This window comes from Variovorax sp. GW531-E2 (assembly GCF_059423125.1).
Genome location: NZ_JBWKXQ010000023.1, coordinates 15,635 through 39,086 on the forward strand (window position 1 = coordinate 15,635; position 23,452 = coordinate 39,086).

24 protein-coding genes are annotated in these 23,452 nt (G+C 67.6%); 5 read left to right on the forward strand and 19 right to left on the reverse strand.

The features are described from left to right. The first annotated feature begins 39 nt into the window (after positions 1-39). From AC07XP_RS15355 to AC07XP_RS15365, 3 genes are read left to right on the forward strand one after another with little or no spacing between them, the layout of a single operon-like run. Positions 40-414: a hypothetical protein gene (locus AC07XP_RS15355; protein ID WP_062477074.1), complete on the forward strand. Its 375-nt coding sequence runs from the start codon at positions 40-42 to the stop codon at positions 412-414. A gap of 49 nt (positions 415-463) precedes the next feature. Continuing rightward, entirely contained in the window at positions 464-847 is a 384-nt protein-coding gene (locus AC07XP_RS15360; protein ID WP_062477071.1) for a hypothetical protein, read from the forward strand. Continuing rightward, positions 834-1,346 carry a hypothetical protein gene (locus tag AC07XP_RS15365; protein WP_495265166.1) on the forward strand — a complete coding sequence of 171 codons (513 nt, stop codon included), beginning with the start codon at positions 834-836 and terminating at the stop codon, positions 1,344-1,346. The genes AC07XP_RS15360 and AC07XP_RS15365 overlap by 14 nt, the downstream gene beginning before the upstream one ends. 82 nt (positions 1,347-1,428) lie before the next feature. Here the strand turns inward: AC07XP_RS15365 and AC07XP_RS15370 are convergent, their stop codons facing one another. From AC07XP_RS15370 to AC07XP_RS15445, 16 genes are all read right to left on the reverse strand, one after another. Continuing rightward, entirely contained in the window at positions 1,429-1,923 is a 495-nt protein-coding gene (locus tag AC07XP_RS15370; RefSeq protein WP_062477068.1) for a BON domain-containing protein, read from the reverse strand. A 135-nt stretch (positions 1,924-2,058) separates the two neighbouring features. After that, complete coding sequence (locus AC07XP_RS15375; protein ID WP_495265167.1) at positions 2,059-2,883, reverse strand: DUF429 domain-containing protein; 825 nt, start codon at positions 2,881-2,883, stop codon at positions 2,059-2,061. 13 nt (positions 2,884-2,896) lie between these two features. Continuing rightward, the gene (locus AC07XP_RS15380; protein ID WP_390346141.1) at positions 2,897-3,778 is read right to left on the reverse strand and encodes an EamA family transporter; all 882 of its coding nucleotides are present in this window, start codon (positions 3,776-3,778) and stop codon (positions 2,897-2,899) included. Between the two features lie 16 nt (positions 3,779-3,794). After that, entirely contained in the window at positions 3,795-4,217 is a 423-nt protein-coding gene (locus AC07XP_RS15385) for a BLUF domain-containing protein (RefSeq protein ID WP_062477059.1), read from the reverse strand. A gap of 3 nt (positions 4,218-4,220) precedes the next feature. After that, positions 4,221-4,952, reverse strand: coding sequence for a GTP cyclohydrolase I (folE, locus tag AC07XP_RS15390; protein WP_062477056.1), 732 nt, complete (start codon positions 4,950-4,952; stop codon positions 4,221-4,223). Positions 4,953-5,025: 73 nt separating this feature from the next. Beyond that, the gene (locus AC07XP_RS15395; protein ID WP_487847824.1) at positions 5,026-5,799 is read right to left on the reverse strand and encodes an endonuclease/exonuclease/phosphatase family protein; all 774 of its coding nucleotides are present in this window, start codon (positions 5,797-5,799) and stop codon (positions 5,026-5,028) included. Then, on the reverse strand, positions 5,796-6,272 hold the full coding sequence (gene nudB, locus AC07XP_RS15400) for a dihydroneopterin triphosphate diphosphatase (RefSeq protein ID WP_369631684.1): 477 nt from the start codon (positions 6,270-6,272) through the stop codon (positions 5,796-5,798). The genes AC07XP_RS15395 and nudB overlap by 4 nt, the downstream gene beginning before the upstream one ends. Before the next feature lie 7 nt (positions 6,273-6,279). After that, on the reverse strand, positions 6,280-8,085 hold the full coding sequence (aspS, locus tag AC07XP_RS15405) for an aspartate--tRNA ligase (RefSeq protein WP_495265168.1): 1,806 nt from the start codon (positions 8,083-8,085) through the stop codon (positions 6,280-6,282). 37 nt (positions 8,086-8,122) lie between these two features. Further along, positions 8,123-8,755, reverse strand: a complete 633-nt coding sequence (locus tag AC07XP_RS15410; protein ID WP_062477045.1) for a DUF502 domain-containing protein — start codon at positions 8,753-8,755, stop codon at positions 8,123-8,125. A 14-nt stretch (positions 8,756-8,769) separates the two neighbouring features. Beyond that, entirely contained in the window at positions 8,770-9,111 is a 342-nt protein-coding gene (locus AC07XP_RS15415) for an FmdB family zinc ribbon protein (RefSeq protein WP_062477042.1), read from the reverse strand. A 105-nt stretch (positions 9,112-9,216) separates the two neighbouring features. Beyond that, positions 9,217-10,665 (reverse strand): high affinity choline transporter 1, encoded by a 1,449-nt coding sequence (locus AC07XP_RS15420; protein ID WP_062477039.1) that lies wholly within the window; start codon positions 10,663-10,665, stop codon positions 9,217-9,219. A gap of 19 nt (positions 10,666-10,684) precedes the next feature. Continuing rightward, positions 10,685-12,250: a ubiquinone biosynthesis regulatory protein kinase UbiB gene (gene ubiB, locus AC07XP_RS15425; RefSeq protein WP_062477035.1), complete on the reverse strand. Its 1,566-nt coding sequence runs from the start codon at positions 12,248-12,250 to the stop codon at positions 10,685-10,687. Next, the gene (locus AC07XP_RS15430) at positions 12,247-12,804 is read right to left on the reverse strand and encodes a ubiquinone biosynthesis accessory factor UbiJ (protein WP_062477123.1); all 558 of its coding nucleotides are present in this window, start codon (positions 12,802-12,804) and stop codon (positions 12,247-12,249) included. Before AC07XP_RS15430 ends, ubiB begins: the two co-directional genes overlap by 4 nt. 57 nt (positions 12,805-12,861) lie before the next feature. After that, complete coding sequence (locus AC07XP_RS15435; RefSeq protein ID WP_139700159.1) at positions 12,862-13,866, reverse strand: Tim44 domain-containing protein; 1,005 nt, start codon at positions 13,864-13,866, stop codon at positions 12,862-12,864. Positions 13,867-13,907: 41 nt separating this feature from the next. Continuing rightward, complete coding sequence (gene ubiE / locus AC07XP_RS15440) at positions 13,908-14,639, reverse strand: bifunctional demethylmenaquinone methyltransferase/2-methoxy-6-polyprenyl-1,4-benzoquinol methylase UbiE (protein ID WP_056578284.1); 732 nt, start codon at positions 14,637-14,639, stop codon at positions 13,908-13,910. A 171-nt stretch (positions 14,640-14,810) separates the two neighbouring features. Next, positions 14,811-15,224, reverse strand: a complete 414-nt coding sequence (locus AC07XP_RS15445; RefSeq protein WP_062477026.1) for a gamma-butyrobetaine hydroxylase family protein — start codon at positions 15,222-15,224, stop codon at positions 14,811-14,813. Positions 15,225-15,329: 105 nt separating this feature from the next. Here AC07XP_RS15445 and AC07XP_RS15450 point away from each other — a divergent pair, with 105 nt between their 5' ends. Beyond that, on the forward strand, positions 15,330-16,121 hold the full coding sequence (locus AC07XP_RS15450; protein ID WP_495265169.1) for a hypothetical protein: 792 nt from the start codon (positions 15,330-15,332) through the stop codon (positions 16,119-16,121). A 15-nt stretch (positions 16,122-16,136) separates the two neighbouring features. Here the strand turns inward: AC07XP_RS15450 and AC07XP_RS15455 are convergent, their stop codons facing one another. The 3 genes from AC07XP_RS15455 to serA form a co-directional block, all read right to left on the reverse strand. Next, complete coding sequence (locus AC07XP_RS15455; RefSeq protein ID WP_495265170.1) at positions 16,137-16,574, reverse strand: HIT family protein; 438 nt, start codon at positions 16,572-16,574, stop codon at positions 16,137-16,139. Continuing rightward, positions 16,571-20,449, reverse strand: a complete 3,879-nt coding sequence (locus tag AC07XP_RS15460; protein ID WP_495265171.1) for a DUF3683 domain-containing protein — start codon at positions 20,447-20,449, stop codon at positions 16,571-16,573. Before AC07XP_RS15460 ends, AC07XP_RS15455 begins: the two co-directional genes overlap by 4 nt. A 140-nt stretch (positions 20,450-20,589) precedes the next feature. Continuing rightward, on the reverse strand, positions 20,590-21,822 hold the full coding sequence (serA, locus tag AC07XP_RS15465; RefSeq protein WP_070063599.1) for a phosphoglycerate dehydrogenase: 1,233 nt from the start codon (positions 21,820-21,822) through the stop codon (positions 20,590-20,592). Positions 21,823-22,049: 227 nt separating this feature from the next. Here serA and ugpB point away from each other — a divergent pair, with 227 nt between their 5' ends. Next, positions 22,050-23,360: a sn-glycerol-3-phosphate ABC transporter substrate-binding protein UgpB gene (gene ugpB, locus AC07XP_RS15470; protein WP_070063600.1), complete on the forward strand. Its 1,311-nt coding sequence runs from the start codon at positions 22,050-22,052 to the stop codon at positions 23,358-23,360. The last annotated feature ends 92 nt before the right edge of the window (positions 23,361-23,452 follow it).

Consider the following 23,452-nt stretch of genomic DNA (forward strand, 5'->3'; position numbering starts at 1 on the left):
TAGGCTCCCGCATTTCATCTTCCCGGAAAGGACTCTCCCATGAACACGACCAAGACCCCTTCGCAACTCGCCGACGACGTGCGCCAGACCGCCCAGGAAGCGGCCGAAACCACCCGCGCCTACGCTCAGAACGCGGTGAATGCGGCGGGCGAAAAGGTCCGCGAACTGCGCCGCGACGCCGAACCGGGTGTCGAGCAGTTGGCCGCACGCGTGCAGCAAGCCGTGCAGCGCGGCCTCGACGCCGCTTCGACCACCAGCGCCCGCGCGCACCGCCGCATCGAACAGGCCGCCGACGTGACCGGCCGCTACATCTCCGATCAGCCCGTGCGCTCGGTGCTGCTGGCCGCCGCGGCCGGCGCCGCCATCACGGCACTGATCGTGCTGGCCAGCCGCCGCAACCGCGACGACTACTGATCCGTTGCATCGCCACTGACCGACCGACCCCGCCCGACCACCCTCGCACATGCTTCATCCGATCTTCTCGACGGTGCTCGGGCACCCGGAGCTCATTGCCGATCACATCGCCAACTACGCCGCCCTTGTCCGGCAGGAGAGTGCCGTGGCGGGACGCGGCCTGGTTGCCCGACTGGTCGCGGGCGTCCTGGCCGTGGCCACCGCAGTGCTCGCCCTCGGGCTGATCGGCGTGGCCGTGCTGCTCGGCGTGCTGCACGGCAGCTTCCACTGGGTGCTGGTGGCCGTGCCTGCCGTGGCGGTGGTGATCGCGGCGATCTGCACCTGGATCGCCACCCGCCCGAGTCCGAACTACGGCTTCGACGATCTGCGCGCCCAGCTGGCCGCGGACCTCGACGCGCTGCATGCCGCCGGAGCCCGCCATGAGCAGCCCTGATCCCCGCCGCCCTGCCGCACCGCAACTCACGCCGCAACAGCGGCTGGCCCTGTCGCGCCGCGCGCTCGTGCGGCAACTGAACGGCGGCGAGCCGGATGCACCGGCGCCCCACCGCGCCTTGGCCGCCGGCGACGCCGACGACGATCTCGAATACGCACACACCGACGCCGGCGATGCGCCGCCCGGCTCGCCGGGGCGCCGCCACAACGTCTGGAGCGCGATGGCGCGCGGCGTGGTGCAGCGCTGGTGGCGCCGCCATCCCGCGCACGCGGCCGGCCAGCTGGCCCGCCCCCTGCTCGAACACTACGCCCGCACCGAGCCCGTCAAGCTCATGGCCGCCGCGGCCGCCACGGGCTCGCTGCTGGTGCTCGTGCGGCCCTGGCGGCTGCTCTCGGCCACGGCCGTGATCGCGGCGGTGCTCAAGACCTCCGACGTGGCCGACCTGGTCAACACGCTGCTGCAGAAGCCTGCGCGACCGCCGCGGCAAGACCCGCCCTGACGTCACGCCAACGTGTGCTGCATGCAGACAAGAAAAAGCCCGGTCGAACCGGGCTTTTTGCTGGGCGCGACAGAAGCGCCGGTCAGCCCTTCACTTCGAGCTGGTTGTTCACCGACTTCACGCCCTGCACGGCCTTGGCGATCTCCTCGGCGCGCGACTTGGCGGCGGCCGTCGGGGCCGGACCCTTGAGGCTCACGGCGCCGCCCTTGGTGTCGACGTCGATCTTGATCGCGCTCAGGTCCGGGTCCTTGGCCAGGCCGGCCGAGACCGAGGCGGTGATCGCGGCGTCGTCGACCGTGGCGGTCACGGCGGCGGTGGCGTCCTTGGCGGCTTCCTTCACATCGGCGGTGGCGCCGGCCATGCCGGTCTTGGCGTCGGCCGCGGCCTGTTCGGTCTTGGCCTTGGCATCGGAGGCCGCCTGCTCGGTCTTGGCGACGGCGCTGTCGAGCTTCTCACCGGCGGTCTGGTTGCCCGGCTTGTCGCAGGCGGCCAGGGTCAGCGCGGCGCCGGCTGCGAGCACGGCGAGCCAGGTGCGCGAGGTGGCAAAGGGAGCGAGGGAACGGTTCGACGTTGTCATGGGAAATCCTCCTGCGGTCGGAATGGGTGCATGGACCGGCTTGGTCCACGCCAGTCAATCTAGTCCCCACCGCCCGCGCCCGGGTGTCGCCGCAGGCCCGAAGCGCTGTAGGACAAGCAAGCGACGGCAGGCGGCTCAGGCGCTGACGATCCAGCCTTCGAGCGGGTCCATGGCCCCCGGCAATCCATAGCCCGGCCCGGGGCTATCGGCGCGCTGGCGGGCCCAAGCGGCCTGCAGCAGGCACAGCACGGCGTCGAGTTCATCGCCCTTGGCGTCGGCGCGCAGCCCGTCGCGCTGCGCGGCCGTGAGTTGGAGGCGCAGGCCGAGCCGCGTGCGTCCGGCCTCGAGCGCGGCCAGCAGGTCGGCGCGCGCGGCCCCGCGCTCGGGCGACTGCCGCGCGAGGTCGTCGCTCTTGTAGCTGCGCCGGCCGATCAGCTCGCGGGCCAGCAGGCCGGGATACGCCTCCAGCGCGATGCGCTCCTTGTGGGTGCCCGTGTGCAGACCCGGCAAGGTGGCGCCGGCGGCGAGCAAGCGCGGCACGCCGGCATGCAGCATGTAGGCGACCGGCGGGTTCACCCATTTCATCGACGGGCTCGAGCCGGCCGGCGCGTCGGTCGCACGGTGCGCGAACTTGCCGCCGACCGGACGCGCCGCGCAGAAAGCGGCGAAGGTGTCGCGGATCTCGGCACGGCTCAGGCCGGCGTAGTGGGCGATCAGCGCATCCCACGCGGTCGGCCACTGCAGGTGCTCGACCAGCTCGCGCGGCAGGCCGAAGGGAAAGTCGAAACCGCCGACCCAGGCGGGCGTGCTGCTGTCGAGCCACTGGCCCCAGGCGTCGAGCGTGGCGAAGCGGTGCAGACCGGTCAGCGTGACGACATCCGGGCCGGCCAGTTCACCGACGGCCACGACGATGGGTTTGCGGGCGGTCGGTGCGCTCGAGAAATCGCAGCCGAAAAGCATCGCCCGCCTTCGGTCAACCCAGTGCGAGCGCGATCACGCCGGCCGCGATGAACAGCGCGCCCAGCAGCCGCAGCATGCGGTCGCCTTCGCGCAGCAGGTGCCCGCCGATCAGCGCGGCGAACAGCATCGACACCTCGCGCGCCGGCGCGACGTGCGAGATGGGCGCCTGCTGCACCGCATACAGCACGAGCACATACGAGACGGGGCTGATCGCCGCCACCAGCAGCGCGTACTTCCACTGGTCGCGCCACATGCGCGCGGTGGTCGCGCGGTCCTGCAGCGCGGCGGGCAGCAGCAGCACGAGGCGCACGAAGTTGCTCATGTAGTCGAGCAGGATCGGCGACATCGCGAGGAACTTGACGGCGTAGCTGTCGGTGACCGTGTAGGCCGCGATGAAGGCGCCGGTCAGCACGCCATAACGCATGCCCTTGTGCACGCGCTCGCGCTGCACCGGGTCGTGCTTCTTGTGAAAGAGGCGCGGGCCGCCGGCCACCAGGAACACGCCGAGCACCACGCCGAAGATGCCGGCCACGCCGACGAGGCTGATCTTCTCGCCCAGGAACAGGATCGCGACCAGCGACGACAGCAGCGGCCCCGAGCCGCGCGCCAGCGGGTAGACCACCGTGAGATCGGACTTGCGGTAGCCGCGCAGCAGCACGACGTAATAGAAGACGTGCAGCACGCCGCTCAGCACGATGAAGGCCCACTCCTTCGTGCCCCAGGTCGGCACGACGCTCCAGCCGAGCGTGATGCCCACGGGCGCCCACACCACGGCCATGAACACGCCGCTCTGGAACGCGAAGCGCGAATCGCCGTTCGCCTTCTTGGCGGCGATGTTCCAGCTGGCGTGGATGACTCCAGCCAGCAGGATCAGTGCGAAAGCGGAAAGGGGCACCCCGGTCGAACCGGGATCAGTGGCGGCCGACGATGGCCGCGGTGGCCATCAGTTCTTCGAGCAGCGCGAGCGAGACCTTGCCCGAGACCTTGTACGGGTCGAGCTCGGGCTTCTCGGAGTACTTCAGCAGCGTCGAGGCGTTGAGCTTGGAGAGGTTGACCTGCCCCATCGTCCAGCCGCCGAAGCGGCGCTCGGAGATTTCTTCGTAGTGCAGCAGCACCACGTCCTTGTGGCGCGGATCGCGCTGGATATGGCCGTAGAGATCGCTGATGGCGTCGCGACCACCCTCGATGGCCTGCAGGAAGGTGCCGGCGCCGTAGCAGAGGATGCCCGTGATGCCGCAGGCCGGGTTGTGCGTGCGCGATTTCGCGAGGATCGCCTCGATGGCCTCGGGGCTGGTATCGACGGCGCGACTGGCATAGAGAAGTCGGACCAGCATGGCTCAGCTCTTTCGTGGCAGGAGGGAGAGGAATTCGCGACGCAGGCTCGGGTCTTTCAGGAACACGCCGCGCATGACGGAGTTGATCATCTTGCTGTCCATTTCCTTCACGCCGCGCCAGGCCATGCAGAAGTGCTCGGCCTCCATGACCAGCGCAAGGCCGTCGGGCTGCGTCTTTTCCTGGATCAGGTCGGCCAGCTGCACCACGGCTTCTTCCTGGATCTGCGGACGGCCCATGACCCATTCGGCCAGGCGTGCGTACTTGGACAGGCCGATCACGTTGGTGTGCTCGTTGGGCATCACGCCGATCCAGAGCTTGCCGATGATCGGGCAGAAGTGGTGCGAGCAGGCGCTGCGCACGGTGATCGGGCCGACGATCATCAGCTCGTTCAGGTGCTCGGCGTTGGGGAACTCGGTGAGCGGAGGTGCCGGCACGTAGCGGCCGCGGAACACCTCGTTGAGGTACATCTTGGCCACGCGGCGCGCGGTGTTGTCGGTGTTGTGGTCGTTCTCGACGTCGATGACCAGGCTCTCGAGCACGCCCTTCATCTTGACCTCGACCTCGTCGAGCAGCGACTCCAGTTCGCCCGGCTGGATGAACTCGGCGATGTTGTCGTTGGCGTTGAAACGCTTGCGCGCTGCATTCAGTCGCTCGCGGATCTTGACGGAGACGGGGGTGCCCTCGTCATCATCTTTTCGATCGGGAAGCGGTTCGACGTCGGTTTTCCTCAGCATGGCGGGGATCGTACCAGTGAATGGCCCCAGGGGATTCGGGCTGCAACGCCCGCCCCTTCTCGGAGCAATGCTATCAATTAGGTAGCGCGAAGTCGGCTACCAGTGGAAGGTGGTCGGACATGCGGGCCCAGATCGGGCCGCGCGGCACGTTGCAGGCCAGCGGTTCGAGCTGGCGGCCGTAGACGAAATCGAGCTGCGTCACGGGCAGGCGCGACGGGTACGTGAGCGTGCGCGGGCCGCGCAGGTCGCTGGTGTCGCGCAGGCCCATGGCATTCATGGCGTAGCGCATGCGCGCGCCCCAGTCGTTGAAATCGCCGGCCACCACCACGGCCTCGTCGGCCGGCACCTCGCGCTCGATGAACTCGCGCAGCCGGGCCACCTGCCGCACGCGGCTGCCCTTGATGAGCCCCAGGTGCACCACGATGGCGTGCACCCGGCGCCCTTCCACGTCGATCACGGCATGCAGCAGGCCGCGCTGTTCGAAGCGGTGGTCGGAGATGTCCTGGTGGCCCGTGCGGATCACCGGCCAGCGCGTGAGCAGCGCGTTGCCGTGCTCGCCATGGCGCGTGACGGCGTTGGTCTCGTAGACGGCCGTGTAGCCCTCGGGCGCCAGAAAGTCGGCCTGCGGCAGCTCGGGCCAGCGCGGAAAGCGGGCGGCGGCCTGGCGGTTCATCTTGCGCACTTCCTGCAGGCAGACGATGTCGGCATCGAGCTGCTCGATGGCGTGGCCCAGGTTGTGGATCTCGAGCCGACGCGCCGGCCCGATCCCCTGCACACCCTTGTGGATGTTGTAGGTCGCGACCCGAAGGTTCTGCGTTGCTGCTGCTGCGGCGGCCGGTGGGTTCATCGCGCAAATTCTGGCAGCAACAGAATGGCTTCGGCGTTCGACGGGGAAAAGCAGGCGTCGGCCGCCTCGTGGTACGGCAGCCATTGCCAGTCGGTGTGCTCGCGCGGGTCGAGCACGGGCGTCAGGCGTTCGGGCACGCACAAGCCGAACAGGTGCTCGGTGTTGTGGGTGACGCCGGGTTCGTAGCGCGCGCGCCAGCCCGGGTAGATCTCGTAGACGTTGCGCAGCTGCCAGTCGACCAGTTGCGAAGCCAGGGCGCTGCCTTCGCCGCACTGGATGCCGGTTTCCTCGGCCACCTCGCGGGCGGCCGTGAGCGCCAGCGGCTCGTCGAGGGTGTCCTTGCTGCCGGTGACCGATTGCCAGAAGTCGGACTCGGCATCCGCACGCCGGATGAGCAGCACATCGAGTGCCGGCGTGTGGATCACGACCAGCACCGACTCCGGGATCTTCCAGGGCCGGGTGCCGGTCGTCATGGCTGCATCAGGCCGCCTGCGGCGTGTTGCGCAGCTTGATGTGCAGTTCGCGCAGCTGCTTCTCGTCGACCGGGCTCGGCGCCTGCGTCAGCAGGTCTTGCGCGCGCTGGGTCTTGGGGAAGGCGATCACGTCGCGGATCGACTCGGCGCCGGTCATGAGCATGACCAGGCGGTCCAGGCCGATGGCGATGCCGCCGTGCGGCGGGGCGCCGTACTGCAGCGCGTCCAGCAGGAAGCCGAACTTGAGCTGCGCGTCCTCGGCGCTGATCTTGAGCGCGCGGAACACCTTGCTCTGCACTTCCTCGCGGTGGATACGCACCGAACCGCCGCCCATCTCGATGCCGTTGAGCACCATGTCGTAGGCCTTGGCGATGCACTTCTCGGGCGCGGTGTCCATGAGGTCTTCATGACCGTCCTTCGGTGCGGTGAACGGGTGGTGCACGGCGCTCCAGCGCTGGCCTTCCTCGTCGAACTCGAACATCGGGAAGTCGACCACCCACAGCGGTGCCCAGCGGTCGTCGAAGAGGCCCGCCTTCTTGCCGAAGGCGCTGTGGCCGATCTTCACGCGCAGCGCGCCGATGGCGTCGTTGACGACCTTTTCCTTGTCGGCGCCGAAGAACAGGATGTCGCCGTTGCGCGCACCCGTGCGGGCGATGATCTCGGCCAACGTGGCGTCGTCCAGGTTCTTGACGATCGGGCTCTGCAGGCCTTCGCGGCCGGCGGCTGCGTCGTTGACCTTGATGTAGGCCAGGCCCTTGGCGCCGTAGATCTTCACGAACTCCTGGTACGCGTCGATCTCGCCGCGCGACAGGCCGCCCTCGGCACCGCCGCCGGGCACGCGCAGTGCGACGACGCGGCCGCCGGCCATGGTGGCGGCGTTGGAGAACACCTTGAACTCGACGCGCTTCATCAGCTCGGTGAGTTCGGTGAACTCGAGCTTCACGCGCAGGTCGGGCTTGTCCGAGCCGTACTTGAACATCGCGTCGGCGTAGCTCATGGTCGGGAACACCGGCAGGTCGATGTCCGCGGCGTTGCGGAACACGTTGCGGATCATGCCTTCGAACATCTCGCGGATTTCCTCTTCGGCGAGGAACGAGGTCTCGATGTCGATCTGCGTGAATTCAGGCTGGCGGTCGGCGCGCAGGTCTTCGTCGCGGAAGCACTTCACGATCTGGTAGTAGCGGTCGTAGCCGGCCACCATCAGCAGCTGCTTGAAGAGCTGGGGCGACTGCGGCAGCGCGAAGAAGCTGCCGTCGTGCACGCGGCTGGGCACGAGGTAGTCGCGCGCGCCTTCGGGCGTGGACTTGCCCAGCATCGGCGTCTCGATGTCGATGAAGCCGTTGGCATCGAGGAACTTGCGCGTTTCCATCGTCACCTTGTAGCGCAGCATCATGTTGCGCTGCATGGCCGGGCGGCGCAGGTCGAGCACGCGGTGCGTGAGGCGGGTGGTTTCCGACAGGTTGTCGTCGTCCAGCAGGAACGGGGGCGTGACCGACGGGTTCAGCACCTTCAGTTCGTGGCACAGCACTTCGATCTTGCCGCTCTTGAGGCTGTCGTTGGTCGTGCCTTCGGGGCGCGCGCGCACCAGGCCGGTGATCTGCACGCAGAACTCGTTGCGCAGGTTCTCGGCCACGGCGAAGGTCGAGGCGCGGTCGGGGGCGCACACCACCTGCACGTAGCCTTCGCGGTCGCGCACGTCGATGAAGATCACGCCGCCGTGGTCGCGGCGACGGTTGACCCACCCGCACAGGGTGACGGTCTGGCCCAACAGGGCTTCGGTCACAAGACCGCAATAGTGAGTACGCATGGCCATAGAGATGACTTCCGGCGCCGTCGTGGCGCGTTCGTTTTTATGAGTTGGATGGCTTGATCGCCACCGAGGAGGGGCCGCCTGGAACGACCACGCCCATCGAGACGATGTACTTGAGCGCTTCGTCCACGCTCATCTTCAGTTCGACGCAGTCACTGCGCTTGAGCATGACGAAGTAGCCGCCCGTGGGGTTGGGCGTGGTCGGCACGTAGACGCTGAGGAATTCCTCGCTGCCCAGGTACTCGGCCACCTCGTTGCCCGGCGCGCCGGTCACGAAGGCAATGGTCCACACGCTCTCGCGCGGCCACTGGATCAGCACTGCCGTGCGGAATGCATTGCCGTTCTCGGAGAACAGCGTGTCCGACACCTGCTTGACGCTCGAGTAGATCGAGCGCACGACCGGAATGCGGCGCACCACAGCGTCGCCCCAGCCGAGCAGGCGCTTGCCGACGAAGTTGCTCGCAATGGCACCGACCACCAGCAGGATGGCCAGCGTGAGCAGCACACCGAGCCCGCGGATGTTGTTGTCGTAGAGCCAGCGCTGCCATGCGCCCGGCAGCACCCACAGCGTCTGGTCGAGCGTGTCGATGATCCACTTCAGCACCGCCAGGGTGATGAACAGCGGAACGATCACCAGCAAACCGGAGAACAACCATTTGCGCAGGGCGGACATGGGAGAGGGTTCCGTCAGTCGCCGCTCTTGGCGGCAGCCGTTGCAGCGGGGGCCGGCGCGGGAGCGGGCGCCGGTGCGGGGCTGGAGGCGGGGGACGAAGAAGAAGCGTCGGCCGACTTGGCGCCGTCGCCGGACGCAGCGGGCGCGGTGGCGGCCTCGGACTTCTTGCCGCCGCCCTCGCGGAAGTCGGTCACGTACCAGCCCGAGCCCTTGAGCTGGAAGCCGGCGGCCGTGACCTGCTTTTCAAATGCGCTCGCACCGCATTCCGGGCACACCGAGAGCGGCGTGTCCGACATCTTCTGCAGAACGTCCTTGGCAAAGCCGCAGGAACTGCACTTGTAGGCGTAAATGGGCATGGGAAATCGGGGTGGGAATGAGCGACGCAGCTGCCGCTCGCAAAGCCCTCGATTATAGGGGCGCCCCCGCCCGCAGGGGCCGTGGGGGCGCGGCCCGGCCCGGCGTCAGGCCGGCTCGGTCGCCAGGAGGCGGTGCGGCGTGTGAGTGTTCGCTATCCATTGCGGCAGCAGCGAGCCGATGACCATGCCCGCGAAGGAGGACAGCACGCCCGCCAGCTGGGCCGGGAAGGCGGTACCCCAGGGCATGGCCATGAACAGCAGCCAGACGCCGATGCCCCCCACGATCGAGGCGATGGCCCCCTGGGTGGTGGCGCGGCGCCAGTACAGGCCGCACACCAGCGGCACGAAGGCCCCGACCAGCGGCACCTGGTAGGCGCCCGAGACCAGTTCGTAGATCGGCGTGCCCTGCATGCGGATCGCGTAGGCCAGCACGGCGGCGCTGAACAGCAGCACCGTGATGCGCATGGTCATCAGGTTCTCGCGGTCGGTGCCGGCGGGACGGAACTGGCGCCAGATGTTCTCGGTGAAGGTGACGCTGGGCGCCAGCAGGGTGGCCGAGGCGGTCGACTTGATGGCCGACAGCAGCGCGCCGAAGAACAGCACCTGCATCACGAAGGGCATCTTCTGCAGCACCAGCGTGGGCAGCACCTTCTGCGGATCTTCCTTCAGCAGCACGGCCACCTCCTCCGGCATGATCAGCAGCGCGCTGGCCACGAGGAACATCGGCACGAAGGCGAACAGGATGTAGGCCACGCCGCCGATCACCGGGCCGCGCGTGGCGGCCTTGACGCTGTTGGCCGACATCACGCGCTGGAACACGTCCTGCTGCGGAATGGAGCCCAGCATCATCGTGATGGCCGCGGCAAAGAAGAACACCATGTCGTGCCAGTTGGGCTCGGGCCAGAACTTGAAGAGGTCCTTGCTGACCGCGAAGGCCACCACCTTGTCGGCGCCGCCGGCCATGTCGCCCGCGAACATCGCGATGACCGCGAGGCCGACGACCAGAATGATCATCTGGATGAAGTCGGTCACGGCCACCGACCACATGCCGCCGAACAGCGTGTAGGCCAGGATCGAGACCACGCCGATCACCATGCCCAGCGGGATGCTGATGGCGCCGGCCGACAGCACGTTGAACACCAGCCCCAGCGCCGTGACCTGCGCCGACACCCAGCCCAGGTAGCTCAGCATGATGATCAGCGAGCAGGCCACTTCCACGCTGCGGCCGTAGCGCTCGCGGTAGTAGTCGCTGATGGTCAGGAGCGTCATGCGGTACAGCTTGCCCGCGAAGAACAGGCCCACCAGGATCAGGCAGGTGCCCGCGCCGAACGGGTCTTCGACCACGCCGCTGAGGCCGCCCTCGATGAACTTGGCCGGGATGCCGAGCACCGTCTCGGACCCGAACCAGGTCGCGAAGGTGGTCGTGATGATCATGAACAGCGGCAGGTGCCGCCCCGCGATCGCGAAGTCGGTGGTGTTCTTCACCCGTTTGGCCGCATACAGGCCGATGGCGATGGTGACCAGCAGATAGACGATGACCAGCGTCAACAACACGGCAAAACTCCTCCAGCCTCTAGAACAAACGCACGCGCACCAGCACTTGCATGGCGAGCAACCCCAGGACGAATCCGATGCCGCCATAGAGGATGGCCTGCAGCAGCCGGTTGGTGCGCTTTTGCGCGGCCAGCAGCTCCTGCAACTCGCGGCGGTGATCGGGCGGCCGATTTTCCAGGAAATCGTGCAGCAAGCGCGGCAACTGCGGCAGCAATTTCGCGTAGCGCGGCGCCTCGGCCCGCAGCTGCTGGAACAGCTTCTTCGGCCCGATCTGGTCGATCATCCACTTCTCGAGGAAGGGCTTGGCCGTGGCCCAGAGGTCGAGCTCGGGGTCGATGCTGCGGCCCAGGCCCTCGATGTTCAGCAGGGTCTTCTGCAGCAGCACCAGCTGCGGCTGGATCTCGACGTGGAAGCGGCGCGAGGTCTGGAACAGGCGCATCAGCACCATGCCCAGCGAGATCTCCTTCAGCGGCCGGTCGAAGTACGGCTCGCACACGGTGCGGATCGCGGCCTCGAGCTCGTCGATGCGCGTGCCCTGCGGCACCCAGCCGCTCTCCAGGTGCAGCTCGGCCACGCGCTTGTAGTCGCGCCGGAAGAAGGCCGCGAAGTTCTGCGCGAGGTACTCCTTGTCGGACTCGGTGAGCGTGCCGATGATGCCGAAGTCGAGCGAGATGTAGCGCCCGAAGGTCTCGGGCGCCAGGCTCACCTGGATGTTGCCCGGGTGCATGTCGGCATGGAAGAAGCCGTCGCGGAACACCTGTGTGAAGAAGATCGTCACGCCGTCGCGCGCGAGCTTGGGAATGTCGACGCCGGCGGCGCGCAGCTTGTCGATCTGGGCAATGGGCACGCCGTTCATGCGCTCCATCACGATGACTTCGGGGTGGCAGAAGTCCCAGAACATCTCGGGGATCAGCACCAGGTCGAGCGAGGCCATGTTGCGGCGCAGCTGCGCGGCGTTGGCGGCCTCGCGCACGAGGTCGAGCTCGTCGTGCAGGTACTTGTCGAACTCGCCGACCACCTCGCGCGGCTTCAGGCGCTTGCCGTCGGGCGAGAGCTTCTCGATCCAGCCGGCCATCATGGCCATGAGGGCCAGGTCCTTCTCGATCACGCCGCGCATGTTGGGGCGCAGCACCTTCACCGCCACGTCGCGGATCTCGCCCTGGTTGGTGCGGATGGTCGCGAAGTGCACCTGCGCGATCGAGGCGCTGGCGATGGGCGTTTCGTCGAACTGCACGAACACGTCGCTCACCGGGCGGCGGAAGGCGCGCTCGATGGTCGCAACCGCCACTGCCGAGGGGAACGGCGGCACGCGGTCCTGCAGGAAGGCGAGCTCGTCGGCGATGTCGGGCGGCAGCAGGTCGCGCCGCGTGGACAGCACCTGGCCGAACTTCACGAAGATGGGGCCCAGCCGCTCCAGCGCCTCGCGCAGGCGCTGGCCGCGCGGCGCGTCGAGGTTGCGTCCGATCGAGACGATGCGTGCCACCACGCGCAGCCAGGGCTTCTGGAAGCTCGTGAGCACGAGCTCGTCCAGGCCATAGCGCAGTGCGACCCAGACGATGAACAGGCCGCGATAGAAGCGACTCATTCGGCGTGGCCCGCCGCACCGCCGGCACGGGCCGAGCGGTCGCCGACGAACTGGCGCAGCGCGCCCACCACGCGGCGCACGCCGTTGCCCAGCGTGTGCGCGGGCACGTCGCCGATCACGCGGGCCAGGTCGTCCTCGACGTCCCAGCGCACGTGGTCGACCAGCCAGTTGACCTCGGCCGCGAGCTGCACGTCGCCGACGATCTGCACGGAAGGCTTGTCGCCCCGCAGCGTGGCGCGGGCAATGTCGAAGGGGGAGTCATCGATCACGGTGAGCGTGAGTTCGGGCGTGGAGCCGGCAGGTGCCAGGTCGAGCAGGCCGGCCGGCGTGGCCACCAGTTCCATCGTCACGAAGCGCCACTGGAAGCGCACCACCCTGCCCTGCTGGCGCAGCAGCCGCTGCTGCGCTTCGGGTTCCTGCTGCAGCACGTGGTTCAGGAACAGAACCGCGCGGTGCTGGATTTCGTGGACGGCCCAGGCCGGCGGTTGCAGGCGTTCGCCGATGCGGTTGAACAGGTCGCCGAGCAAAGAAAAAGGGGACGATGGTGTAGCCATGGTCCCCATTATCCCGTCAGTGCTACAGCCGGGTGACGGCTGCAGCTCAGGTTTTTGTCACTGCAGCGCTTGCACGCCTGCGACGAGCCAGCCGGCGCTGCCGGTCTTGGTCATGTTCCAGACTTCGCGGAACGGGGCCGGGCCCGCCGACGCGTCTTCACGGATCATGCCGGAGAACTCCACGCTCGCCATGTAGGCGTCGGGCAACTCTTCGATGCCCAGCAGCTTGGCGTCGAGCATCACGACTTCGGTCTTGTTGAGCGCACCGCCCGTGTGGCTGGCGCGGTCGGCCAGCTGCGTGCGGATCTCTTCGACCATGCTGTCGGTCATCATGGAACGCAGCATCGACACGTCGGCGCGGTCCCAGGCGTCTTGCAGGGTCACGAAGTTGCGCTTGGCGGCGGTGAGGAAACCGTCGGCGTCGAAGCCCGCGGGGATGCCCCAGGACTGCGAACCGGCCAGTGCCGAACCGATCATGCTGCCGCCGGCTGCGGCACCCGCGGCCGAGAGGCTGCTGCCGTGCGATGCCGGCGCGGCATCGAACGCCGTGGCGTTGCGCTCCCACGGCCGTGCCGAGGCGTCGTTGCCGACGTTGGCCGGGCTGTACTGTGCCGGTGCGCGTGCATCGGCGGGGCTGCCGGCGCCCTGGAAGGCGAAAGCGCCCTGGCGGTTGGCGTTGCCCGACGACGCGGCCGAGCGCGCCTTGAAGATGCGCCACACCGCGAGCGCGGCAAAGGCCAGCAGCGCGATCAGCAGGATGTTGGCGAAGCCGGCACCCAGGCCCAGCGAATTCGCGAGCCATGCCAGGCCCAGGCCGGCGGCGAGACCGCCGAGCATCGCGCCCCACGGGCGCTTCGGTGCAGCGGCTGCGGGCGTTGCGGGCTTGGGCGCCGCATTGGTCGCGTTCTGCTGCGCGGGGGCCGCGGGCTGCGTGGCCTGACGCTGCGTCACGTTGGACGACTGGCGACCGACGGACTTGCCGCCACCCATGCGAGCAGCTTCCGCCTGAACGCTCACCAGCACCAGTGCTGCTGCCAAGAACAAAGAACCCAAACTCTTCATGCCGTCTCCTCTTGAGCGAAAAATTCGCGTCGTCATCGTGATCAACACTTGATTCCAACATGGAGGGCTGCAATTCCCCCCGTCATGTTGTGATAGTCCACATGTCCGAAACCGCCCTCTTTCATGAGGGTCTTGAGCTCCTCTTGCGAGGGATGCATCCGGATCGATTCGGCCAGGTAGCGGTAGCTCGCGTCGTCGCCGGCCACGAGCTTGCCCAGGCGCGGCAGCACGTTGAACGAATACCAGTCGTAGGCCTTCGTGAGCGGCTTGGCGACCTTCGAGAACTCGAGCACCAGCAGCTTGCCGCGCGGCTTGAGCACGCGGTTCATCTCCTTGAGGGCAACGTCCTTGTGCGTCATGTTGCGCAGGCCGAAGGCCACGGTGACCACGTCGAAGTGGTCGTCGGGAAAGGGCAGCTTCTCGGCGTCGCAGACCGTGGTGGGCAGCACCACGCCGGCGTCGAGCAGGCGGTTGCGGCCGGTGCGCAGCATGGCTTCGTTGATGTCGGTATGAACCACCTGGCCCGTGGCGCCGACCTTCTTGGAGAAGGCGAGTGCGAGGTCGCCGGTGCCGCCCGCGATGTCGAGCACGCGCGAGCCTTCGCCCACGTTCGCGACCATCACGGTGTAGGCCTTCCAGGCCCGGTGCAGTCCGGCCGACATCAGGTCGTTCATGATGTCGTAGCGCGAGGCCACCGAGTCGAAGACGCCGCGAACGCGTTGCGCCTTCTCGCTTTCGTCGACTTTCTCGAAGCCGAAGTGGGTTGTACTCATGCGCTGGATGTTAGGCCGGAAGGCATTCCTTCAAGGCGACGACCCCGCGGGCACGGCGGACATTTGTTGCTTTTTCCTCCAACGGAGGGCCGCCGCAACGCGCGTCTTTGCTGTGTGTAAGGCTATCTTTTCAATAGCAACAGGGTATGTTTACCCTCGGTTCCTCGACGCTCAGTGGCTGCTGCAGGCGTGGCCGCCCTTGTCGGCCATCGGGGCGTCGCGGTCCACGCCCGCCGCGGCCAGGCGCCGCTCGTAATCGGCCCACAGCTCGGCCTGCCGCGCGCCCAGGTCATAGAGCAGGCTCCAGGTGTAGATGCCGGAGTTGTGGCCATCGCTGAAGGCCGGCTGCACGGCGTAGTTGCCCACCGGCTCGAGCCCGACCAGGTCGACGTCGCGCTTGCCGGTCTGCAGCACCTCCTGCCCCGGACCGTGGCCCTGCACCTCGGCCGACGGCGAGTAGATGCGCATCAGCTCGAAGGGGATGCGGAAGGTGGCGCCGTCCGAGAAGCCGACCTCGAGCACGCGCGATTGGCCATGCACGGTGATCGATTGGGGTGTCGGCGCGCCGGCTTGCAAACCTGCCATGGGGAATCCGTTCGGAAGAAGAGAAAAGAGAAAAGGGAGAGGACTCGCGCAGTATGCCGCGCGCTGTGCGCCAGCGTGTCGGCTGCCTGCGCTTAGCATTGCCGCATGCCGTCACGCACACGCTCGCCCCTCCTCCTGTCGCGCCCGAACCGGGCCGCCCTCGTCCTCTGCATCGCGCTCGCGGGCACCGCCCTCGCCCCACCGGCCCATGCCTTCTGGGGCCTGATCGGCAAGGCGGCAGGCAAGGCCGCGACCGCCGGCAAGGCGGCCGGCGTGGCGGGCAAAGGCGCGGCGGTCGGCGCCGGCGCGGTGGCAGCCGAAGGTGCCACCGGCGTGGCCGCCAAGGGCGCGATGGCGCTGGGCGACGACGCCGCGCATGCCGCCCAGGCCGGCTCGCGCGGCTTCGGCGGCGCGCATGAACTGAGCACCGTGAACGCCGCGCTGCCACCTGAGGTCGCGGCCTACCTTGCCAAGCCGGCGAAGGAGCTCACGCCCAAGGACACGTCGTTCATGATGGACAGCTACCGGCAGATGGTCGAGCGCGCTGGCAAGAGCGGCGACTTCACCGCCGTCGAGCGCATGCCGACCTCGGCGGGCACCGCGCGCACGCTGCCTGCGGAGCCGGTCAAGGCTGCAGCAACACCGCAGCCGACGAGCACTGCAGCAACCGCGTCACCCGGCAGCTCGGGCGCGCTGCCCTTCCACGCGGTGCGCCTGCTGGCCCACGCTGCACATGCGGGCAACAAGAGCGCGCAGGCCGAGCTCGATCGCGTGTGCAGGGATGGCAGCGTGGCCTCGAAGCGCTTCTCGAAGGAAACGCGCGCCACGCCGGAATTCAAACAGGCCTGCGCGGACCGCAAGGCAGGCAGCGCGACGCGCACCGCCGCGGCCAACTAAGAAGAAACGAAGGCCTCAGGCCAGCGTCGCCAGCCGACGGACCATGTCGGCCTCCGCCTGCGGCAGCAGCGCCTGCACGGCGGCCAGCCGCTCGGCTGGCGCGGTCCGTTGCACGGCGGCCCAGACCGAACCGGGGAAATGGCTGTCCCAGTCGAAACGCGCGATCACGTGCCAGTGCAGGTGCGCCACCATGTTGCCGAGCGCGGCGATGTTGAGCTTGGTGGGCGCCAGCGCGTCGCGCAGGCATTGCTCCACGCGCACCACGGCCTCCATGCACAACGCGCGGTCGGCCGCGTCGAGGTCGGAGAACTCCGCTGCATGGTCTTGCCACACCACGCGGTAGAAGGCCGGAAAGCCTTCTTCCTGCGCATGGATGACGCGCAGCTTCGCGCCTTCGAACACGACACGCCCGCCGGGCGCGTCGCACAGCGGGCAACCCGCCACTGCCGTCATACGAGCACCCGCTCGATGCCGCCCTGGTTGGCGGCCGCCACGTAGTTGGGCATCCAGTCGTCGCCGAGCAGCTTGTTGGCCATCTCGACCACGATGTAGTCGGCTTCGAGCAGGCCGTTGTTCAGGTCGTTGCCGTAGCGCGAGAGGCCTTGCAGGCAGCTCGGGCAGCTGGTGAGGATCTTCACGTTGTCGGTCGCGCCGACATTGCCGCTCTCGCGCAGCGCGGCCTCGCCCTTCTTCAGCTCTTCTTCCTTGCGGAAGCGGATCTGCGTCGAGATGTCGGGCCGCGACACGCCCAGCGTGCCCGACTCGCCGCAGCAGCGGTCGTTCTTGAGCACGTTGTCGCCGACCAGCGCCTTGACGGTCTTCATCGGGTCCTGCTGCTTCATCGGCGAATGGCAGGGGTCGTGGTACAGGTAGCCGCCACCACCCGCATCGGCCAGCGTGATGCCCTTTTCGAGCAGGTACTCGTGGATGTCGATGATCCGGCAACCCGGGAAGATCTTGTCGAACTGGTAGCCCTGCAGCTGGTCGTAGCAGGTGCCGCAGCTCACCACCACCGTCTTGATGTCGAGGTAGTTCAGCGTGTTGGCGACGCGGTGGAAGAGCACGCGGTTGTCCGTGATCATCTTCTCGGCCTTGTCGAACTGGCCGCTGCCGCGTTGCGGATAGCCGCAGCACAGGTAGCCCGGTGGCAGCACGGTCTGCACGCCCGCGTGCCAGAGCATCGCCTGCGTGGCCAGGCCCACCTGCGAGAACAGCCGCTCCGAGCCGCAGCCCGGGAAGTAGAAGACCGCCTCGGTTTCCGAGCTGGTCGTCTTCGGGTTGCGGATGATCGGCACGTAGTCGGCATCCTCGATGTCGAGCAGCGCGCGCGCCGTCTTCTTCGGCAGGTTGCCCGGCATCTTCTTGTTGATGAAGTGGATCACCTGCTCCTTGATGGGCGCAGGCCCCAGCGTGGCCGGCGGCGCGCCGGTCTGCTTCTTCGCGAGGCCGCGCAGCAGGTCGTTGGCCATGCGCTGCGCCTTGAAGCCGATGCCCACCATGCCCGCGCGCACCGCCTTGATGGTCTGCGGGTTGGTCGCGTTCAGGAAGAACATCGCGGCCGCGTTGCCGGGACGGAAGCTCTTCTGGCCCATCTTGCGCAGCAGGTTGCGCATGTTCATCGACACGTCGCCGAAGTCGATCTTCACCGGGCACGGCGTGAGGCACTTGTGGCACACGGTGCAGTGGTCGGCCACGTCCTCGAACTCTTCCCAGTGCTTGATGCTGATGCCGCGCCGGGTCTGCTCTTCGTAGAGGAAGGCCTCGACCAGCAGCGAGGTCGCGAGGATCTTGTTGCGCGGGCTGTACAGCAGGTTGGCGCGCGGCACGTGCGTGGCGCACACCGGCTTGCACTTGCCGCAGCGCAGGCAGTCCTTCACGCTGTCGGCGATGGCGCCGATGTCGCTCTGCTGCATGATCAGCGACTCGTGCCCCATGAGGCCAAAGCTCGGCGTGTAGGCATTGGTCAGGTCGGCGTGCAGCGTCTGCGCCTGCCCCGCGGGCGTGCGCAGCAGCTTGCCCTTGTTGAAGCGGCCTTCGGGGTCGACCCGGGCCTTGTATTCGGTGAACGGGCGCAGCTCTTCGTCGGTGAGGAACTCGAGCTTGGTGATGCCGATGCCGTGCTCGCCCGAGATCACGCCGTCCAGGCTGCGCGCCAGCGCCATGATGCGCACCACCGCGGCATGCGCGGTCTGCAGCATCTCGTAGTTGTCGCTGTTGACGGGCAGGTTGGTGTGCACGTTGCCGTCGCCCGCGTGCATGTGCAGCGCGACCCACACGCGGCCCTTGAGCACCTGCTTGTGGATGGCGGTGCACTCGGCCAGGATCGGCCCGAACTCGGCGCCCGAAAAAATCTCCTGCAGCGGCTGGCGCAGCTGGGTCTTCCAGCTCGCGCGCAGCGTGTGGTCCTGCAGTTGCGGGAACAGCGTGTCGACGTTCTGCAGCCAACCGGCCCACAGCGCACGCACCTCGTGCACCAGCGCCACGGCCTGCGCCACGCGGTCTTCCAGCAGCTCGGCCGCCGGGATCTCGTGCGCGTCGTCGGTCTTGCCCAGCGGCAGGTTGCCGCGCGTGAGGAAGGCTTCGAGCGCGTCGGTGAGCGCCAGCTTGTTCTGCAGCGACAGCTCGATGTTGATGCGCTCGATGCCGTCGCTGTACTCGGCCATGCGCGGCAGCGGGATCACCACGTCTTCGTTGATCTTGAAGGCGTTGGTGTGCTTGCTGATGGCGGCCGTGCGCTTGCGGTCGAGCCAGAATTTCTTGCGCGCCTCGGGGCTGATGGCAATGAAGCCTTCGCCGCTGCGCGAGTTGGCGATGCGCACCACTTCCGAGGTGACGCGCGCCACCGCGTCGGCGTCGTCGCCCGCGATGTCGCCGAACAGCACCATCTTGGGCAGGCCGCCGTGCTTCTTCGACTTGGTGGCGTAGCCCACGGCCTTCAGGTAGCGGTCGTCCAGGTGCTCCAGGCCGGCCAGCAGCACGCCCGAGCGCTTCTGCTCGGCGAACATGAAGTCCTTGATCTCGACGATGCTGGGCACCGCGTCCTTCGCATTGCCGAAGAATTCGAGGCACACGGTGCGCGTGTGCGCCGGCATCTTGTGCACCACCCAGCGGCAGCTGGTGATGAGGCCGTCGCAGCCCTCTTTCTGGATGCCCGGCAGGCCGGAGAGAAACTTGTCGGTCACGTCCTTGCCCAGGCCTTCCTTGCGGAAGGTCTTGCCGGGAATGTCCAGGCGCTCGGTGCGCAGTTTCGTCTTGCCGTCGGCGGCGTAGTACTGCAGCTCGAACACGGCGCTCTCGGCGTCGTGGATCTTGCCCAGGTTGTGGCCGATGCGAGTCACTTCGAGCCATTCGGCCTGCGGCGTGACCATGCGCCACGAGGCGAGGTTGTCCAGCGCCGTGCCCCAGAGCACGGCCTTCTTGCCGCCGGCGTTCATCGCGACGTTGCCGCCGACGCACGAGGCCTCGGCGGAGGTCGGGTCGACCGCGAACACGAAGCCCGCGCGCTCGGCCGCGTCGGCCACGCGCTGGGTGACCACGCCGGCCTCGGTCCAGATGGTGGGCACGGGCGCGTCCAGGCCGGGCAGCGCGACGTGCTCGACCTCGGTCATGGCCTCAAGCTTCTCGGTGTTGATGACCACGCTCTTCCAGGTCAGCGGAATGGCGCCGCCGGTGTAGCCGGTGCCGCCCCCGCGCGGAATGATGGTCAGGCCCAGCTCGATGCAGCCCTTGACCAGGAGGGCCATCTCGGCCTCGGTGTCGGGGCACAGCACGACGAAGGGGTACTCGACGCGCCAGTCGGTGGCGTCGGTCACGTGCGACACGCGCGAGAGGCCGTCGAACTTGATGTTGTCCTTGGCCGTGAGCCGGCCCAGCACGCGGGTGGCCTTGCGGCGCAGCGCGGCGACGTCGCGGAAGGTGTCGTCGAAGGCGGCGACGGCCTGGCTGACCAGGCCGGTGAGCTCGCCCACCAGCTGGTCGCGCGGCAGGTCGCTGTCGGGGGTGCGGCGCTTCTGCACCTCGCCCAGGCGGTGACGCAGGGCGTCGACCAGCTGGCCGCGGCGGCGCGGGTTGTCGAGCAGGTCGTCGACGAGGTAGGGGTTGCGCTGCACCACCCAGATGTCGCCCAGCACCTCGTAGAGCATGCGCGCCGATCGGCCGGTGCGGCGCTCGGCGCGCAGGGTCTGCAGCAGGTCCCAGCCGCGCTCGCCCAGGAGGCGAATCACGATCTCCCGGTCGGAGAAGCTGGTGTAGTTGTAGGGGATCTCGCGCAGTCGTACAGGCTCTGCGGCCTGTGACAACAGCGTATTCAACGCGGTCGGAGCATTCATCGGGTGGGGCCCTTGGCCAGGCGCTGCGCGCCCATGTAGCCGGGGGGTCGATTTTAGGGCAGGCCCCGGGGGCTTTGCCGTGCCCGGCCGCTATTCCCTATCGCGGCCCTATTGCGGGGCCCGCGGGGGCCCCGGCGGGCTCAGAACAGCACGCGGCTGCGGATCGTCCCGCCTACCTTCGCCAGCTTTTCCAGCGCCAGGTCGGACGAGGCGGCGTCGATGTCCATCACGACGTAGCCGATCTTCTCGTTGGTCTGCAGGAACTGGGACGAGATGTTGATGTTGTTGTCCGAGAAGATCTTGTTGATCTCGGACAGCACGCCCGGCACGTTGCGGTGGATGTGCAGCAGGCGGTGCTTGCCCGGGTGCGCCGGCAGCGCCACCTCGGGGAAGTTGACCGACGAGGTCGAGGTGCCGTTGTCGCTGTACTTGACCAGCTTCTCGGCCACTTCGAGCCCGATGTTGGCCTGCGCCTCCATGGTCGAGCCGCCGATGTGCGGCGTGAGGATCACGTTGTCCAGCCCGCGCAGCGGCGACTGGAACTCGTCCTTGTTGGTGCGCGGCTCGACCGGGAACACGTCGATGGCGGCGCCCAGCAGCTTCTTGCTCTTGAGGGCCTCGGCCAGCGGCTCGATCTCGACCACGGTGCCGCGCGAGGCGTTCAGCAGGATGGCGCCCGGCTTCATGGCGGCGATCTCGGCCGCGCCGATCATCCATTGCGTGGCCTGGGTCTCGGGCACGTGCAGGGTCACGATGTCGCTCTGGCCCAGCAGCTGGTGCAGCTCGCGCACCTGGCGGGCGTTGCCCAGCGGCAGCTTGGTGACCACGTCGTAGAAGGCCACGTGCATGCCCAGCGCCTCGGCCAGCACCGACAGCTGCGCGCCGATGGAGCCGTAGCCCACGATGCCCAGCGTCTTGCCGCGGATCTCGAAGGCGTTCTCGGCCGACTTGAGCCAGCCGCCGCGGTGCGCCACGGCGCTTTTCTCGGGCACGCCGCGCAGCAGCAGGATGGCTTCGGCCAGCACCAGCTCGGCCACCGAGCGGGTGTTGGAATACGGCGCGTTGAACACGGCCACGCCGTGTTCGCGGGCGGCTTCGAGGTCGACCTGGTTGGTGCCGATGCAGAAGCACCCGGCGGCCACCAGCTTGTGGGCAGCAGCGAACACCTCGGCCGTCAGCTGGGTGCGCGAGCGGATGCCCACGAAGTGCACGTCGGCGATCTTGGCCTTGAGTTCGGCGTCGGGCAGCGCACCCGGCAGCGACTCGATGTTGGTGTAGCCGGCGGCGCGCAGCACCTCCACGGCCGAGGGGTGGATGCCTTCGAGCAAAAGGAACTTGATCCTGCTTTTGTCGAGGGAGGTTTTGCTGCTCATGGCGTACTCAAGGAAGCCCCGGCCATGGCGACAAGCTAGGCCAAAAAAGGGAGGGCGATGCTAGCATGGTGCAGCGCAGCATGAGGCCCGCAACCCGCACCGGGCTTGACGCCAAAGGGGTTTCCCCGATTGGAGGAACCCTTCGGTCCGTGCCCCAATGTGACGCGGCTGTGTCACGCACATGCCCTAGCATTCGCGCTTTCCATTTTTTCCCTTCAGGAGTCTTCATGCGATTCAAGACGCTCGCGTTGGCATCGGCGCTGGCCGCCACGCTGTTCAATGCAGCCCAGGCCCAGACCGAGATCCAGTGGTGGCATTCCATGACCGCCGTCAACAACGAGTGGGTCAACGACCTGGCCAAGCAGTTCAACGAGAGCCAGAAGGAATACAAGATCGTGCCGACCTTCAAGGGCACGTACGACGAATCGATGACGGCCTCCATCGCGGCCTTCCGCTCGGGCAACGCACCGCACATCCTGCAGGTGTTCGAAGTGGGCACCGCCACCATGATGGCCAGCAAGGGCGCCGTCATTCCGGTCGGCCAGGTCATGAAGGACGCGGGCGAGAAGTTCGACCCGGCCGCCTACATCCCCGCCGTGGCCGGTTACTACACCGCCCCCAACGGCCAGATGCTGAGCTTCCCGTTCAACAGCTCGACCACGATCTTCTATTTCAACAAGGACGCCTTCAAGGCCGCCGGCCTGCCCACCGACAAGGCACCCGCCACCTGGCCCGAAGTGGTCGCGGCAGCCGCCAAGCTCAAGGCCAGCGGCCACAAGTGCCCGTTCACCACGGCCTGGCAGAACTGGACGCAGGTCGAGAGCTTCTCGGCCTGGCACAACGTCGAGTTCGCCAGCAAGGCCAACGGCCTGCAGGGCCTGGACGCGCGCCTGAAGGTGAATTCGCCGCTGCACCAGCGCCACATCGAGAACCTGGCCAGCATGTCCAAGCAAGGCCTGTTCATCTACAAGGGCCGCGGCAACGTGCCCGAGGCCTCGTTCGTGTCGGGCGAGTGCGCCATGATCAACACGTCTTCGGGCTTCTACGGCAACGTGGCCAAGAACGCCAAGTTCGCCTACGGCCTGGCACCCCTGCCCTACTACCCGGACGTGCCGGGCGCACCGCAGAACACCGTGATCGGCGGCGCCAGCCTGTGGGTCATGTCGGGCAAGAAGGCCGCCGAGTACAAGGGCGTGGCCAAGTTCTTCAGCTTCATCTCGACGCCTGAAGTGCAGTCCGCCAGCCACAAGCGCACCGGCTACCTGCCGGTGACCACCGCCTCGTACAAGCTCACCGAAGAGTCGGGCTTCTACAAGCAGAACCCCGGCACCGACGTGGCCGTGACGCAGATGATCCGCAAGGTCACCGACAAGAGCCGCGGCATCCGCCTGGGCAACTACGTGCAGATCCGCGCCATCGAGGACGAAGAGCTCGAACAGGTCTGGGGCGGCAAGAAGACCGCCAAGGAAGCCCTCGATTCGATCGTGACCCGCGGCAACGAACAGCTCGAACGCTTCCAAAAGGCGAACAAAAGCTAACGATTGAAGATCCGGGCTCCGTGTCCGGCTAATATCGCCCGCCCCCGCACGCCCTTCTTCCAGGGTGCGCCGGGCGGGATTTTTTATGTAGG

Excerpts from the sequence above, each read along its gene's own strand:
- AC07XP_RS15355 (WP_062477074.1), top strand. The coding sequence starts at position 40 with ATGAACACGACCAAGACCCCTTCGCAACTCGCCGACGACGTGCGCCAG.
- AC07XP_RS15360 (WP_062477071.1), top strand. The coding sequence starts at position 464 with ATGCTTCATCCGATCTTCTCGACGGTGCTCGGGCACCCGGAGCTCATT.
- AC07XP_RS15365 (WP_495265166.1), top strand. The coding sequence starts at position 834 with ATGAGCAGCCCTGATCCCCGCCGCCCTGCCGCACCGCAACTCACGCCG.
- AC07XP_RS15370 (WP_062477068.1), bottom strand. The coding sequence starts at position 1,923 with ATGACAACGTCGAACCGTTCCCTCGCTCCCTTTGCCACCTCGCGCACC.
- AC07XP_RS15375 (WP_495265167.1), bottom strand. The coding sequence starts at position 2,883 with ATGCTTTTCGGCTGCGATTTCTCGAGCGCACCGACCGCCCGCAAACCC.
- AC07XP_RS15385 (WP_062477059.1), bottom strand. The coding sequence starts at position 4,217 with ATGCTGGTCCGACTTCTCTATGCCAGTCGCGCCGTCGATACCAGCCCC.
- folE (WP_062477056.1), bottom strand. The coding sequence starts at position 4,952 with ATGCTGAGGAAAACCGACGTCGAACCGCTTCCCGATCGAAAAGATGAT.
- AC07XP_RS15395 (WP_487847824.1), bottom strand. The coding sequence starts at position 5,799 with ATGAACCCACCGGCCGCCGCAGCAGCAGCAACGCAGAACCTTCGGGTC.
- nudB (WP_369631684.1), bottom strand. The coding sequence starts at position 6,272 with ATGACGACCGGCACCCGGCCCTGGAAGATCCCGGAGTCGGTGCTGGTC.
- aspS (WP_495265168.1), bottom strand. The coding sequence starts at position 8,085 with ATGGCCATGCGTACTCACTATTGCGGTCTTGTGACCGAAGCCCTGTTG.
- AC07XP_RS15410 (WP_062477045.1), bottom strand. The coding sequence starts at position 8,755 with ATGTCCGCCCTGCGCAAATGGTTGTTCTCCGGTTTGCTGGTGATCGTT.
- AC07XP_RS15415 (WP_062477042.1), bottom strand. The coding sequence starts at position 9,111 with ATGCCCATTTACGCCTACAAGTGCAGTTCCTGCGGCTTTGCCAAGGAC.
- ubiB (WP_062477035.1), bottom strand. The coding sequence starts at position 12,250 with ATGAGTCGCTTCTATCGCGGCCTGTTCATCGTCTGGGTCGCACTGCGC.
- AC07XP_RS15430 (WP_062477123.1), bottom strand. The coding sequence starts at position 12,804 with ATGGCTACACCATCGTCCCCTTTTTCTTTGCTCGGCGACCTGTTCAAC.
- AC07XP_RS15435 (WP_139700159.1), bottom strand. The coding sequence starts at position 13,866 with ATGAAGAGTTTGGGTTCTTTGTTCTTGGCAGCAGCACTGGTGCTGGTG.
- ubiE (WP_056578284.1), bottom strand. The coding sequence starts at position 14,639 with ATGAGTACAACCCACTTCGGCTTCGAGAAAGTCGACGAAAGCGAGAAG.
- AC07XP_RS15445 (WP_062477026.1), bottom strand. The coding sequence starts at position 15,224 with ATGGCAGGTTTGCAAGCCGGCGCGCCGACACCCCAATCGATCACCGTG.
- AC07XP_RS15450 (WP_495265169.1), top strand. The coding sequence starts at position 15,330 with ATGCCGTCACGCACACGCTCGCCCCTCCTCCTGTCGCGCCCGAACCGG.
- AC07XP_RS15455 (WP_495265170.1), bottom strand. The coding sequence starts at position 16,574 with ATGACGGCAGTGGCGGGTTGCCCGCTGTGCGACGCGCCCGGCGGGCGT.
- AC07XP_RS15460 (WP_495265171.1), bottom strand. The coding sequence starts at position 20,449 with ATGAATGCTCCGACCGCGTTGAATACGCTGTTGTCACAGGCCGCAGAG.
- serA (WP_070063599.1), bottom strand. The coding sequence starts at position 21,822 with ATGAGCAGCAAAACCTCCCTCGACAAAAGCAGGATCAAGTTCCTTTTG.
- ugpB (WP_070063600.1), top strand. The coding sequence starts at position 22,050 with ATGCGATTCAAGACGCTCGCGTTGGCATCGGCGCTGGCCGCCACGCTG.